Origin of the sequence: Paenibacillus sp. LK1, assembly GCF_002750415.1 — a bacterium.
GTDB lineage: Bacteria > Bacillota > Bacilli > Paenibacillales > Paenibacillaceae > Paenibacillus > Paenibacillus taichungensis.
Genome location: NZ_PEII01000006.1, coordinates 140,376 through 153,958 on the forward strand (window position 1 = coordinate 140,376; position 13,583 = coordinate 153,958).

General features: G+C 45.2%; 15 protein-coding genes. 9 read left to right on the plus strand and 6 right to left on the minus strand.

Features of this window, described 5'->3' with window-relative positions; all coding sequences use genetic code 11:
* Positions 1-68 precede the first annotated feature (68 nt).
* Both CS562_RS15285 and CS562_RS15290 read right to left on the minus strand, forming a co-directional pair.
* On the minus strand, positions 69-884 hold the full coding sequence (locus CS562_RS15285; protein ID WP_099856901.1) for a class I SAM-dependent methyltransferase: 816 nt from the start codon (positions 882-884) through the stop codon (positions 69-71).
* A gap of 75 nt (positions 885-959) precedes the next feature.
* A complete protein-coding gene (locus CS562_RS15290) occupies positions 960-1,901 on the minus strand; it encodes a helix-turn-helix transcriptional regulator (protein ID WP_257219494.1) in 942 nt (313 codons plus the stop codon).
* A 71-nt stretch (positions 1,902-1,972) separates the two neighbouring features.
* On the opposite strand from CS562_RS15290, the gene CS562_RS15295 reads away from it, so the two are divergent.
* On the plus strand, positions 1,973-3,424 hold the full coding sequence (locus CS562_RS15295; RefSeq protein ID WP_373561741.1) for a glycoside hydrolase family 1 protein: 1,452 nt from the start codon (positions 1,973-1,975) through the stop codon (positions 3,422-3,424).
* Between the two features lie 129 nt (positions 3,425-3,553).
* Here the strand turns inward: CS562_RS15295 and CS562_RS15300 are convergent, their stop codons facing one another.
* Positions 3,554-4,222, minus strand: a complete 669-nt coding sequence (locus CS562_RS15300; RefSeq protein ID WP_072734714.1) for a phosphatase PAP2 family protein — start codon at positions 4,220-4,222, stop codon at positions 3,554-3,556.
* Positions 4,223-4,367: 145 nt separating this feature from the next.
* Between CS562_RS15300 and CS562_RS15305 the strand changes: the two genes are divergently transcribed.
* Complete coding sequence (locus CS562_RS15305; RefSeq protein WP_099856905.1) at positions 4,368-4,934, plus strand: hypothetical protein; 567 nt, start codon at positions 4,368-4,370, stop codon at positions 4,932-4,934.
* 136 nt (positions 4,935-5,070) lie between these two features.
* On the opposite strand, the gene CS562_RS15310 is transcribed toward CS562_RS15305, so the two are convergent.
* Positions 5,071-5,847 (minus strand): AraC family transcriptional regulator, encoded by a 777-nt coding sequence (locus CS562_RS15310; protein WP_076287826.1) that lies wholly within the window; start codon positions 5,845-5,847, stop codon positions 5,071-5,073.
* 21 nt (positions 5,848-5,868) lie between these two features.
* Positions 5,869-6,450, minus strand: coding sequence for a LysE family translocator (locus tag CS562_RS15315; RefSeq protein WP_076287827.1), 582 nt, complete (start codon positions 6,448-6,450; stop codon positions 5,869-5,871).
* A gap of 158 nt (positions 6,451-6,608) precedes the next feature.
* Here CS562_RS15315 and CS562_RS15320 point away from each other — a divergent pair, with 158 nt between their 5' ends.
* Positions 6,609-7,112: a hypothetical protein gene (locus CS562_RS15320; protein ID WP_099856907.1), complete on the plus strand. Its 504-nt coding sequence runs from the start codon at positions 6,609-6,611 to the stop codon at positions 7,110-7,112.
* A 130-nt stretch (positions 7,113-7,242) separates the two neighbouring features.
* On the opposite strand, the gene mgtE is transcribed toward CS562_RS15320, so the two are convergent.
* A complete protein-coding gene (gene mgtE / locus CS562_RS15325) occupies positions 7,243-8,613 on the minus strand; it encodes a magnesium transporter (protein ID WP_064635927.1) in 1,371 nt (456 codons plus the stop codon).
* Between the two features lie 176 nt (positions 8,614-8,789).
* Between mgtE and CS562_RS15330 the strand changes: the two genes are divergently transcribed.
* From CS562_RS15330 to CS562_RS15355, 6 genes are all read left to right on the plus strand, one after another.
* A complete protein-coding gene (locus CS562_RS15330) occupies positions 8,790-9,494 on the plus strand; it encodes a DNA alkylation repair protein (RefSeq protein WP_099856909.1) in 705 nt (234 codons plus the stop codon).
* 64 nt (positions 9,495-9,558) lie between these two features.
* The gene (locus tag CS562_RS15335) at positions 9,559-10,113 is read left to right on the plus strand and encodes a methylated-DNA--[protein]-cysteine S-methyltransferase (RefSeq protein ID WP_099856911.1); all 555 of its coding nucleotides are present in this window, start codon (positions 9,559-9,561) and stop codon (positions 10,111-10,113) included.
* Positions 10,114-10,367: 254 nt separating this feature from the next.
* Positions 10,368-11,141, plus strand: a complete 774-nt coding sequence (locus CS562_RS15340) for a DUF1361 domain-containing protein (protein WP_099856913.1) — start codon at positions 10,368-10,370, stop codon at positions 11,139-11,141.
* 126 nt (positions 11,142-11,267) lie between these two features.
* The gene (locus tag CS562_RS15345) at positions 11,268-12,494 is read left to right on the plus strand and encodes an amidohydrolase (RefSeq protein WP_099856914.1); all 1,227 of its coding nucleotides are present in this window, start codon (positions 11,268-11,270) and stop codon (positions 12,492-12,494) included.
* 165 nt (positions 12,495-12,659) lie between these two features.
* On the plus strand, positions 12,660-13,115 hold the full coding sequence (locus CS562_RS15350) for a GNAT family N-acetyltransferase (protein ID WP_099856916.1): 456 nt from the start codon (positions 12,660-12,662) through the stop codon (positions 13,113-13,115).
* A gap of 13 nt (positions 13,116-13,128) precedes the next feature.
* Entirely contained in the window at positions 13,129-13,557 is a 429-nt protein-coding gene (locus CS562_RS15355) for a GNAT family N-acetyltransferase (protein ID WP_063565270.1), read from the plus strand.
* Positions 13,558-13,583 lie beyond the last annotated feature (26 nt).

Below are 13,583 nucleotides of genomic sequence, written 5' to 3' on the forward strand. Positions count from 1 at the left end.
GTGTTCGTGATGGGCAGGTTTCTTTTGTGAATTATGTTTTGGAGATTCTGGATGAGATTAGATTAAGATCAGACGATGCCCAAACGCATCCGATATGAGAATAGAACTTGTCTCGATTCACCGGCAAATATACGAGTAGCCAGCTGTCTAAATTCGTCTGCTACCTCAAGTAGATCAGTCGCTCCGAGTTTCACTGCCGTTTGCAGGCCGCCTTGGCTTAGTGCCAGATTGACGTATCGGTCGGCATCGAATGTTTCCCGATGATGAAACACAATTTCACGCGAGTAACGGAACAAGCCGGACTGCTGAATCTGCTGCAAATGTCCGTCTTTACTCCATTTATGTGCTTGATTCTCCTGGGGAGCCAGACTGGCAGCTCGATGATCTGCCTCCGTATTCAAATGCAGATAGGCTTGTTCCAGCTGCCAATCGACCACTGGTGGCCAGTCACAGTCGTAGGCAGCAAATATGCATCCTGGACGCAGTACACGCGCAAATTCGCGCAGTGTGGATTGGGGCTCCATCCAGTGGAACGACTGTGAGCAGGTCACGATATCCACACTGCCATCAGGTAGTCCCAGTTCGTGGGATAGGCCGGAGACAAAACGCAGATGGTCCGGTTTGCCTGCTGCTTCCCATTTGGACTCTGCGACAGCTCTCATATCATCGCTTGGTTCGACGCCAATAACACGTTCTGCCTCATTTAGCCAAATCCATGACGATAAGCCCGTACCACAGCCAACATCCGCGACCAAGCGAGGTTTGCTGCCCAAATAATTCGTCAGAATATCTACGACCTCGGTGGGCGCAGCAGGCCGGTTCTGGTCATATAACGTACCGAAACCTTTGAATCGTTCCACATTGTTACGTCTAATGTCTTGCATGGACAAACCTCCTTCAGGAAATGGATAGATAGCAAAAAAGTAAAAGAATCAACAGATGATCAGAGCTTCATTATATCATTCATTTTCCAACCTGTTGTTAACGACCTGTTGTAAATGTTCTACCGCGTTGATATGTCGCCTAAGCAGTTCCTTTCCAACGTGTGGAGGCTTGATTACGGTCAGGTCAGATCCAAACGACATCAGGAAGGAGTACAGCCATTCTCCCTCATTCAGTTCAAGGGCAACGCGCAGCCTGCCGTCGGAATCTTTTTCAACGCGTGACGGTTCAAAAAAATCATACACTCTATAAGCAATGGAGTTGGAGAACGACAGTTCCAGAGCGATTTGGTTGATTGTGACGTGAGTCTCATTTTCCGGTGATCCGATGTTTATATTGTTTCGGGGAACCCTCGGCAGAAATTTCAACTGCGTAATTCGTTTCATTTTGAACGTCTGAAATTCGTTTCGGTCTTGCTCGTCGTGAATGTGTCCCTTGAAATACCAAGTACTGTTCTTGAACAAAAGTTTGAGAGGTTCAACCGTCGGAACACTCTTCTCTCCATCCGAATTGACATAGTGAAACGTAATCCATTGATTGGTGAGGATCGCCTGTTTGACCTGATTGAACAGTTCCCTCTCCTGCTGTGGAATGCTGCCCCATGGTGAAAAGTCGAACTCGATCCAGTCCAGCTTGTGATCAAACAGGGCGGTTAAACGTTTGAGCATATGGGCAGTGTTAAGGTGAGGGATGGCGCTGACGCTATATAATCCAAGCAAAATTTCATTCTGATCATCTTCGGACAACAGGGATTTGTCCATGACAAAGTTGTCCATCAGATGGATGCCGCCATGCTTGCCGGTTGTCGTGTATACGGGAATACCCGCGGCACTCAGTCTGTCGATATCACGGTACACTGTGCGCACGGATATCTCGAACAAACGCGCGAGCTCGGGGGCGGTAGCTTTCTTTTTCTCCAATAACAGCAATAGCATTCTGAATAATCGGTTATTTTCCATGCCGACATTATACCATGACAATAGGTGTCAGGGTATGGGTGGTACACTGGATGTATAGTGTTAGAAAGATCATGAAGGAGGAATTGATGATGTCGATGAAAGACGGATTTTTCTGGGGTGGCGCTACGGCTGCCAATCAGTTTGAAGGTGGATGGGACAAGGGTGGTAAAGGCCCAAGTACTTCCGATATGATGACAGGTGGAACGCACACAACACCACGGCGGATTACGCCTGTACTGGAAGAGGGCACGTATTATCCGAGCCATGAAGCGGTTGATTTTTATGGTCATTACAAAGAGGATATTGCCCTGATGGCCGAAATGGGTTTCAAAATGTTCCGCATGTCCATTAACTGGTCCAGAATCTACCCGAACGGTTATGATCTGGAGCCAAACGAAGAGGGATTGCAGTTCTATGATAACGTCTTTGCCGAGTTGAAAAAGTACAACATTGAGCCGCTCGTGACCATTTCTCACTACGAGACACCATTTGGTCTGACCCAGAAATATAACGGTTGGGCTTCGCGCGAAGTGATTGATTGTTATATCCGATATTGTACAACTCTCTTCAACCGATACAAAGATCAGGTGAAATACTGGCTGACCTTCAACGAGATCAACTGTCTGACGATGCCAATGGGGGCTTATATGGCTGCAGGTATCCTTTTTGAAGGCAAAGAGACTTTGATCGATGGTGTTGATGATCCTCAGACCCGCTTCCAGGCGCTGCATCACCAATTTGTTGCAAGTGCAAAAGCGGTGAAGCTGGGACATGAAATCAATCCTGATTTCCAAATCGGCTGTATGGTCGCTTTCATGACAACATATCCGAATACATGCAACCCGGACGATATTTTGCTCGCGCAGAAGAAGGACCAGCTGTCCAACATGATCTGTGGAGACGTACAGGTTCGTGGAGCATACCCTGGATTCGCCAAACGTTTCTTCGCCGAAGAAGGCATCCAGATCGAGATGCAGCCGGAAGATGCACAGACTCTGCGTGAAGGCTGCGTGGACTTCTATTCCTTTAGCTATTACATGTCCTTGGTCGAGAGTGCGGATGAGTCGTTGGATAGAGCAGAGGGAAATCTGCTGGGCGGCATCAAAAATCCGTATCTGGAAGCTTCCGACTGGGGCTGGCAGATCGATCCTAAAGGATTGCGTTACACGCTGAATCACCTGTATGACCGTTATCAGATTCCATTGATGGTTGTGGAGAACGGATTGGGTGCAGTGGATGTAGTAGAGGAAGATGGCTCCATTCAGGATGACTATCGCATTGATTATTTGAGAGGTCACATCGAACAAATGAAAGAAGCCGTTGCCGACGGTGTGGAGCTTATCGCTTACACGATGTGGGGATGTATCGATTTGGTCAGCGCATCCACAGGCGAGATGAAGAAGCGCTATAGTTTCATTCATGTGAACAAGGACAATGATGGCAATGGTGATTTGAGCAGAACACCCAAGAAGAGCTTCCACTGGTACAAAAAAGTCATTGAATCCAATGGCGAGGAGCTCTAGGTTGCCACTGTAAAATAGATTCATAATGACGTAAAAGAACCTCATTGGTGCCTGATGCACCCATAAGGTTCTTTACGTTTGGTTTGTTTTCAAGCATGGGTTGGATCGTTGCATGGTGATCGAAAAAGCCTAAGCGAGAGGTTTGGACTGTAACAGGGAAAGGCGTTCCAGATGTCGCTGATAGAACCATATGCATACGGCAAGCCAGCATCCACTCAGAAAGTACCCACCCACGACATCACTGGGATAGTGCACCCCCAAATAAATTCGGCTCATTCCAATCGTCAGGATGAAGATCGCACTCACGATAATCATGAGTACGCGTCCAGTCGCTGTCGGTACATGCTTCCAGATTAAGAAGGCCAGGCCGCCATACAAGCTGAACGCTGCCATGGAATGGCCACTCGGGAAGCTATAACCACTCACCTCAATAATCCGGTTAATCGTAGGTCTGGCGCGCTGGAATACCAGCTTAATCAATGCATTGAGCAGAGTCGAGCCCGCAATAACACAGGCGAGGAAGAGCAGCTCGCGTTTGTGCCTGAGGTAGATATACAGCACAAGCATGGCGAGAATGGTAATGACAACCACAGGCACCTCGCTGCCAATCCAGGTAAAGAGCTGCATCAATCGTGTCATTCCGGGTGATTCCATGCCCTGAATCCAACCAATCAAGGTATCGTCAAAGACGTGGATCTGGTTGTCGCTGATGGACAGGGCGATGCTTACAAATGCAATGAGACATAACGCTGCAACGAGCAGCGGGATGGAGATATTCTTTTTCAAAGTCTGATTCAAGTGACGGTTTCCTCCAAGGTGTCTGAATTCTGATGATGCTCAATACAATATTCGTATTATGCTATAATCTTACAATAAATATAGCTTCAAACAAAATGTGAACGATTACAAGATGGGTTTTGCAATCTGAGCCGGGGGTGAAAGGATGAAGCGCTTAGTATGGTTTGCATTGATTTTGTTGTTGGTTGGATTGGGTTACACGGTATTTCCTGGGGAAAAAGCTTATGCTTGCAGCTGTGTAGAATCGAATGCTCAAGAGAAACTGAAGACGTCCACATCGGTTTTTACAGGTAAAGTGGTGAAAAGGGGTGGGGTGCAAATATTTAGCACTGACCAAGTGAGAGCATATACCTTTGAAGTGGATACCGCATGGAAGGGTGTTTCTTCTAAACGAATGACTGTCATGGGTAATGATGCCGGTTCGGAATCTTGTGGGATTCAATTGGATAAGAACCAATCCTATCTGATCTTTGCTTATCAGAATAAAATGGACGATAAGTTGCATACGAATCTTTGCAGTGGCAATGTTTCCATTGATCAAGCTGGAGACTCCTTAAAGCTGCTGGGAGCAGGGAAAGTAGTGAGTCAGGCTGATTTTGAAGAAACCGATCAAGGCCGAAGTTGGTCATTTTATCTCATAATATATGGTGGGGTTATTCTATTGCTTGTATTGGTAAGCGGCTGGATCTGGAGAAGAAAGAGGCGCGCCTGATGTTAGGATCTGATTTAAGGGAGAATGGTAGTACGGCAACGGAAGGGAAAAGAAAATCCCCGTGTGGAACGTTGAGGTAAACTCGCGTTCCATGCGGGGATTTTATACATTTGGTCGGATAATCGTACCGATTCAATTAGTTTAACTGCAGCATATATTCATAAGCCGTGATACCGAATACTCGTTTAAAGTGTCTGTTCAGATGAGTCAGGTCGACAAAACCACATTCGGCTACAGCGGAGTAAACATCCTTATGCGTTTCAATGGACTGTCTGGCACGCTCCACCTTGCAATTCAGAAAAAACTGGTAAGGCGATATGCCAGCATGGGACTTGAACTCGCGGATAAATTGAAACTTGGACATGTTGAATTCCGCACACAGGTCGTCCAGTTTCAGCACATCTTCAATACTGCAAAACATCATCTCTTTCGCTTTTCGAACCAGATTGTCCTGAGGCCGCCACAACTTGGTGTCCATTTCCGACTGGGAGAGTAATTGCAACAGGCCCAAGAGCAGTTCACTGCATTTCGCTTCATCCTGTCCTTTTTGAATAGCATCATTCAGCATCAGGATGCTTCGTGCAAGCACAGGGTCATAGACGATGGGGCTATTAAAACGCAATTCCTTTTTCCCTAGAACCTCTTCGACCAAATCCGGCTTCAGATATAGCATGACATAGTCTATGCCGGCTTTGTCATAGGAACTTCCATCGTGGGACTGCTCCCGGTTGAATAACATCACGCCGTTTTTGTGGGAGGCCTGATAATGTCCGTCCAGATGGTATTGCTGAATACCGCGAAGCGTGACTCCTACTGCATATTCCTCGTGGCAATGCTTTTTATAGGTGAAATCCGTAAAGCTGGCGGATAGAGCCAGTACGTCCTGTGATTTCTTATAGTTAAACAATTCCATGCTGCACACACCTCCCGCGCGTTAGATGATTCCCGATACCATAATGGCTGAGTATAACAAAAAAAGGGCCATTAGGATACTCACTGCTTTTTGATGACGATTAAGTAAGGTTCTGAAGATGGAGCCAAACACGGCCCAACTGGAATAGGCCAGGAAGCCGATGATGGTAATAATGATCACGAACAGAAACGTTGACATGGTGCTATCGTAGTACGGCAGAACATAACTGGGAATAACTGTGAACGTGAACAGAACTACTTTTGGATTCACAAACTGCATGATTAAACCGTTTAGAAACCCCGTAACTTGCTTCGATCCCGTCTCGGTGGAACCCATTTTATAGACTTGATAAGCCAGATATATCATATAAACACTACCCACGATCTGCATCACTTGGAGAATGCCAGGCAATACCTCAGCAAGTACATGATTGAGAAGAGCAGAAGCAGCAAGTAATAAGCCAAATGCAACGGTGGCACCCCACACATACTCCATCGTTTTCCGGGGACCAACCTGTCCGACGGAAGTGAGAATCACAATATTGCTGGGGCCTGGTGTGAAGGTAACGACAATACAATAGATGAAAAAAGATGTAAGATTCATAGGGCCTCCCCGAGTTGTAGTTACATGATCATACTCCGGGGAGGCATTGGCTTATAGTACATTATTGCAGCAGATTGCACATGAGCAGGAAAAAAAACATAACTTTCCAGCTAATAGAAACGTCATAGAAGTAACTACTTTGATATCGAGGTGATTAATTGAAAACTGTAAGTAAGTTGCTGTTCCTATGTATGATACCTCTTTTATTGTCTGCTTGCTTTAAAAATGGGGAAGGTGACCAACCAATCAATAATTTGGATCTGAGTCCTCCAGTTGAAATTTCATTTGAAGAGGCTGAAGCTAGGACCCCTTTTGAAATCAAACAACCGTCAGTTCCTTTCCAAGTTACTCAAAAATCAGCGAGGATTTTAGATACCAATGGTACATTTGAAGCAGTCGAAATCACGTATGCAAATACCGACGAAGGATTGAACCTGATCACTATGATTACAAACTCAAAGGTGGATACGCCTCCGAAGGGGAAGAAAGGTTTGAAATTATCTAATGGCTCTCAAACATGGGACCAAGGAGACGGAAATGTAAGTGCCATCTATTGGAGAAACGAGAGTTTAACGTACTCTCTTATTTCAGGGAAAAACAACAATCTTGAACCGTTATACGATTATCAAACATTAGTTGAAATAGCAAATACATTAAAATGAAGCATAAGGCAGTTCTCTTTTAGATTGAAAATAACACCAAAAGACTCAACCTCACTGTATGTACAGAGGAAGTTGAGTCTTTTTACTGTATTAAAGTACCTGTTCAATGAATAAAGACTGAAAGGTTAATTTACATTAAGGCATCCAGAAAACGAGTAGCGATGCCGAAATAGATAAACAACGACAATATATCATTCAACGTTGTGATTAATGGGCCGGAGGCAACCGCAGGGTCCACTTTGAAACGACTGAGCAGAAGAGGAATACAAGTACCGGTCAGTGTTCCGATAACCAGGGTGAAGAATAGTGATACTCCAATAATCGCTCCGAGCAGCCAGTCACCTTGCCAGAAATAGGCGATGACCGTGATCAGCAAACCGCATACAAGTCCAATCATTGTGCCTACTTTAATCTCTCGGCCAATAAGCGCGAGCACTGTGGCCTTGTCCAGCTTGCGTCCAATCAAGCCACGTACAACCACTGCAAGGGATTGTGTACCCGTATTCCCCGTCATACCGGCTATCATGGGCATGAAGAACGCCAGTGCCACAACCTGATTCAGCGTGTCTTCGAAAAAATCCACGATGCTACCTGAGATCAATCCGATAAATAACAATAAAATCAGCCATGGAAGGCGACGTCTGACGGCAACCAATGGTTTGGTATCAAAATCGATGTCTTTACTGCCGCCACCCATCTTGGCGATGTCTTCACTGGCTTCGTCCATAATAATATCAATGACATCATCCATTTGGATAACACCGCATAATCTGCGGTTTTCATCCACGACAGGTAAAGCCATAAACTCATAACGTTGCAACAGCTGTGCAGCTTCTTCCTGGTCCATATCAACTGTTGCATGGATGACACGCCGAGTCATCAGCTCTTCTACTTTGGTGTTATCATCTGCCTGAGCAAGGGATTGATAACTCACGACTCCGACCAGTTTGCCTTCATCATCGGTGACATACAGATAACTGGTTGCAGGAATGTGCAGCGTAGCCTGCGATTCTCTAAGTGCTTCCTTTGCGGTTTCATGCGATAACAGCGTACGGTAACGATCGGTCATGATCCGTCCAGCCGTTTCCGGTGGATAGTTCAGCACGGAGCGGATAATGGCGGAATGATCGAGATTCATATTGGACAGCAGTTCTTCTCTGCGTTGGAGGGGCAGATCATGCATGAAGCGAATCAGATCACTTTTGTCCATTTGCTGCATGACTTCAAGAGTGCGCTCTGGGCCTAACTGTTCGAATAGATGCACCTGTTCGTGAAGCGTGAGCGCTTCTGCCATGTCGGCGAGCACGTCCGGTTTGAATAAGAGCAAGAAGCGTTTCGTCTCTTGTTCAGGGAACTTTTTATATACGAGAGAAAGGTCATAGGGATGAAGTTCTTTGGCCCATTTATAAAACTCGGTCAGGTTTTGGGTTTGCACGAATTGCACAAGGAGCTCCGTAATCTCTTCAACCGAAAAATCTTTTTTGGGATGGGATCGATTCATATGTAGTCTCCTTTCTAAATGGATACAACTCCGTATTCTTAAACGAAATGGAATGAAAGTTAAACAGTGACCACGAGAAATGGATATTGTAATCTTGCTAAAACATTCGATATGGGCTTACAAATGGATGCTGCCGGGATATACTTGTTGTAGAAAACCCGATGAGGAGGAGACATGTGGAATCGGTTGTAAGAACACAATTGTTATCTCTGGTCGAACCGGAATATCAGAAATTCTCGGCTGCGCTCATTCCGAATATCACGAATCTGTTAGGTGTGAGACTGCCTGAAATACGCAAGATGGCGAAACAAATCGTCAAAGAGGACTGGCGTGCCTACCTGAAAACCGCCGATGATGATTATTTTGAAGAAGTGATGTTGCAAGCGATGGTCATCGGTCATGCCCAAGCAGATATCGAGGAACTCCTGCAGCATATTGCCTGGTTTGTTCCCAAAATAGATAACTGGTCAGTATGCGACAGTTTCTGCGGTGGTTTGAAATATACAAAGGCACATCTGGATCAAGTGTGGCAGTTCTTGCAGCCCTATCTGGTATCCAACCAGGAATATGACATTCGCTTCGGGGTTGTGATGCTGTTGAACTTTTATATGGAAGAAAAATATATCAGCAGAGTGCTTGCTTCATTAGATACCATTCATCACGAAGGGTACTATGTGAAAATGGCAGTGGCCTGGGCAATTTCCATTGCGTATGTGAAACAGCCAGAAGCCACGATGCGTTATTTGCAGGAAAATACCTTGGACGACTTTACGTATAATAAGGCTCTTCAGAAAATAACGGAGTCCTATCGTGTTGATCCGGAGACGAAGCAGATCATCCGCAGCATGAAACGAAAAATGAAAAAAACGGTTCGTGTGTAGTATGTGTGCATAACGAGAAAAGAAACCAGATAAAAAACCTACGAGGGGAAAGGACGATTGACGTATGAGAAAGAGCATCATGTGGACCAAAATGGAACTGGACGGTCGTCCGTGGGTATTGCTTGCCACCGAAAAAGGGTTATGCCGGGTCATCATGCCCAATGAAACGCTGGAAGATTGGAGTAGTTGGATTGGCCGGATTGCTCCTGGAGTGGAGCTCGAAGAGAATCAAGCAGCGTTGAAGCATACGGGAATGATGGATTGGCTGCAATCCTATTTTGCCGGAGACAAGGTGGCATTCACAGACGAAATTCCACTTGATTTGATCGGAACGACATTCCAACAGCAGGTATGGGCGGAGTTGGGGAATGTTCCATATGGTGAGACAAGAACCTATGGCGACATTGCTGCTGCGGTGGGAAGACCTTCAGCGGTACGAGCTGTTGGGGCAGCCAATGGAGCCAACCCCATTCCGGTGCTGCTGCCGTGTCATCGCATTATCGGTGCCAACCGCAAGCTGACCGGTTTTCGCGGAGGACTGGAGATGAAGCGAAGACTGCTGGATATTGAACAGATTGAAGGCGTGACGGATGGCGGCCATGCGCGGTTTAATTTCTGATCATCATATTTTCATATAAAAAAGAAGCAGTGAACTATTAGCTAAGTACTTAGCTCGGTTCTAAATATGTACAGGCACTTCCCTAGTGCCTGTTTTTTTGCATTCTCTAATGGTAGAAGAAGGAAGATGAACGGAAATATTGCGAAAGTAAAGTTTTTGTCTTCCTTCTGGGTTCACGCCGCTATTTTCGCATATACCACATTTTGGGTTATGATGGACGTGTATTACTAGGAAGGCGGAGTCACAGTTCGTTTATGAAATCGATGATCAGGTTATCAGGGACTGCACTTGCATACCACCAAGGAAAGGGAAATCGAAACGAAGAAATGAACAATAATAAAAATACGATTTATTTAAAAATGAGTAGTGTTTTAATCGTTGCTACCATAGGTTGTCTACTTGTTGCTGTCTACTTACGTACCAAATCAAACACGAACATGTATCAATTTTTAACGTGGGACATTTTTTTAGCATGGGTTCCATTCATCATTTCATCAACGATTAGTTATATAAGCAATAAGAAACTTACAAGATCGAGCATCGCACTAGTCGGGGTAATGTGTGCAGGCTGGTTGTTCTTTCTACCGAATTCGGCATATCTTTTCACAGAAATTTTGCATGCATTCAGATACTTTGATCCTCAGGGGGAAACTAAATTCTGGGTTAATATTGATTTCTGGTATAGCCTCAGCCTAACATTTGTCTTAGCCATACTGGGTTTACTTCTATCCATTTGCTCGATACATCAAATTCACAAATTGTTAAATAAACGATTAAACCCATTTAGCGGTATGGTAGTTGTAGGCGTTGTTTTACTTCTGAGCAGTCTAGGGGTATATATCGGGAGATTTAATCGGTGGAATAGTTGGGATGTCTTGAAGCAACCCGGTCTAATTTTGAAGGATATCATGACTGATTTAAATGCAGGCAACAGCATTCTGGTTGAATTTGTGGCTATGGTATTTGTGATTCAAGTTTTGGGATATATTACACTTCGTATACTAATGGGGAAGTCCAATAATATCTAGACGATAATCGTATGGAACACCAACGTTTTAACTATTTTTGCTGAATGAGGTCCTATGGTACCATTGACCACAGAAGATGAATCGGTACTCGATGCTAGATAGACCGAGTGGAAAGAGGGAGTGACCATGTTGAAGCAGGAATACTGGTTAACCAACGTATCATTGGAGCAAAGTTATGTGATGGAAGATGGGCAGGTAACTGGCACCCGGACGAGCCTTGGTCATCTGCGGATTGAAGATGGAGTCATTGCAGCCATCATGGACGGGGATACGGAATTAACAAGCAAGTTGCCGCAGGTTGAGGGTAAAGGATTGCTGCTGCTGCCTTCGTTCGAGGAAGCCCATATTCATTTGGATAAAACGTATTATGATGCACCATGGAAAGCGGTTCGACGCATCTCCAGCATTTTCGAACGTATCGAAGAAGAGAAAGTGTTGCTTCCCAAGCTATTACCCGATGCAAAGCGTCAGGCGGAGAGCATTCTGAGCCTGATTCAGGGATATGGTTCCACCCATGTGCGCAGTCATTGCAATATTGAACCGGTCAGTGGGTTGAAACGGCTGGAAGCTACAAAGCAGGCATTGGAGTCATTTTCGGGCAAAATATCCTCTGAAATCGTCGCTTTCCCGCAGCATGGACTTCTCCGCTCTAATTCGGTTGAACTCATGCGTCAAGCCATGGCGGAAGGGGCTACTCATGTAGGTGGACTTGATCCTCACACTGTGGACGAGCATATTGAGAAATCGCTAAATGTAATGGTCGAACTGGCTGTCCAGTATCAGGCAGGCATCGATATTCATTTGCATGATTCTGGAGAACCGGGTAAACAAACGTTGCTACAATTGGCTGACCTGACCGAAGAAGCAGGACTTCAGGGTAAAGTTACCGTAAGTCATGCGTTCTGGTTCGCTCGTGCGGAGCAGCAAGAAGCGGAAAATATGGCCATGCGGATGGCTTCCCTTGGTATGAACGTTGCTTCGACCGTGCCTATCGGTAAAATGATGATGCCCCTTCCGATGCTCCATAAACATGGGGTGAACGTGAAGCTGGCGACAGACAGTCTGACGGATCATTGGTCACCGTTTGGCAATGGAGATCAACTGGAGAAAGCCGGCCGTTTCGCCGAACTGTACGGGTATAACGATGAACGCTCCTTGGCTCAGTCTCTTGCATTTGTCACAAGTGGTATCACTCCACTGGATTCAGAGGGCCAACAGGTATGGCCGAAGGTAGGGGATACAGCTAGTTTTGTACTGGTAGAAGCCAGCTGCTCGGCAGAGGCGGTTGCCAGAAGGTCTGCGCGACAAGCGGTATGGTTTGAAGGAAGACTGGTAAGTGGATCAGTAGAATAGAGCATACTCGAATGGATGGACCACGGGAAACCGTGGTTTTTTGTTCTGATCTGTAAGGAAAGAACTGCTAATCAGCAGGTGAAAAAAGAGGAAGAAACTGTTCGCATATAGCACTTTTGGGTTATGATGGATCTAGTCATCATTTGAGCGCAAGGAGAGATTGATGTGTCAACAGAGCAAGTGAATCTACAACTTATAACCCCAGAAAATGAATTAGAGTGTATCCAGCTTAAACCGCGTGAAGACCAACTGAATTTGGTAGCAAGTAATGCAGACTCCTTAATACATGCGACGAAGGAGATCACCTCGAAGCCATATGGAATTTTTGCAGAGGACCGCATGGTGGGTTTTATTTTATTTGATAATGAGATATATAATGACGGGTTTTATTGGATACTTCGATTCATGATTGATGAGAAATACCAGGGGAAAGGATACGCCAAACTGGCGATCAAGGAAGTGATTCATAAGTTAAAAGAGAGAACCGATTGCAAGCAAATCAGGGTATCTCATGTGCCGCACAACATGGTGGCAAACGCTTTATATAAGAAATCCGGGTTTCAGGAGACGGGTGAATTCGAGGACAATGGTGACATCATATTAAGTTATTATATAAGTTGAGGAGTGGTACCTGATGATCAGAGAGGCCGAAGCAAGGGATGTCGAGGTTATTGAAAGGTTGTACAAAGAATTATTACCGAACAACCTGAATACGAAGGTACTGGCGGAGCGGATTGAAGAAGTAAGGGATAATCCCAACAGTTTCTTATTTGTTTACGAAGTCGATGATCAGGTTATTGGGACTGCGCATTTACATATTTGTCTGGATGCTTTAGTGGAAAATAGACCGTTTGGCGTGGTTGAGCGGGTTATCATTACGGAGCATGTGCAGAGCAAGGGTCATGGATCTGAACTTATGAAGTATATAGAGGATGTATGCATACAGAAAAATTGTATAAAGGTGTTTCTCACCAGTGGTTCATCCAGGTACGAAGCACACGGCTTCTACACGAAGTTAGGGTACGATGGGGAATCCAGCAAGGCTTTTAAGAAATATTTATAAAACAGCTCAAGCTTGATTGTATATTC

What these genes read in the sequence shown, in the direction of transcription:
- CS562_RS15340 (WP_099856913.1), top strand. Translation starts at nt 10,368, where the DNA reads ATGAAATCGATGATCAGGTTATCAGGGACTGCACTTGCATACCACCAA.
- CS562_RS15345 (WP_099856914.1), top strand. Translation starts at nt 11,268, where the DNA reads ATGTTGAAGCAGGAATACTGGTTAACCAACGTATCATTGGAGCAAAGT.
- CS562_RS15355 (WP_063565270.1), top strand. Translation starts at nt 13,129, where the DNA reads ATGATCAGAGAGGCCGAAGCAAGGGATGTCGAGGTTATTGAAAGGTTG.
- CS562_RS15285 (WP_099856901.1), bottom strand. Translation starts at nt 884, where the DNA reads ATGCAAGACATTAGACGTAACAATGTGGAACGATTCAAAGGTTTCGGT.
- CS562_RS15305 (WP_099856905.1), top strand. Translation starts at nt 4,368, where the DNA reads ATGAAGCGCTTAGTATGGTTTGCATTGATTTTGTTGTTGGTTGGATTG.
- CS562_RS15290 (WP_257219494.1), bottom strand. Translation starts at nt 1,901, where the DNA reads ATGGAAAATAACCGATTATTCAGAATGCTATTGCTGTTATTGGAGAAA.
- CS562_RS15335 (WP_099856911.1), top strand. Translation starts at nt 9,559, where the DNA reads ATGAGAAAGAGCATCATGTGGACCAAAATGGAACTGGACGGTCGTCCG.
- CS562_RS15315 (WP_076287827.1), bottom strand. Translation starts at nt 6,450, where the DNA reads ATGAATCTTACATCTTTTTTCATCTATTGTATTGTCGTTACCTTCACA.
- CS562_RS15295 (WP_373561741.1), top strand. Translation starts at nt 1,973, where the DNA reads ATGAAGGAGGAATTGATGATGTCGATGAAAGACGGATTTTTCTGGGGT.
- mgtE (WP_064635927.1), bottom strand. Translation starts at nt 8,613, where the DNA reads ATGAATCGATCCCATCCCAAAAAAGATTTTTCGGTTGAAGAGATTACG.
- CS562_RS15310 (WP_076287826.1), bottom strand. Translation starts at nt 5,847, where the DNA reads ATGGAATTGTTTAACTATAAGAAATCACAGGACGTACTGGCTCTATCC.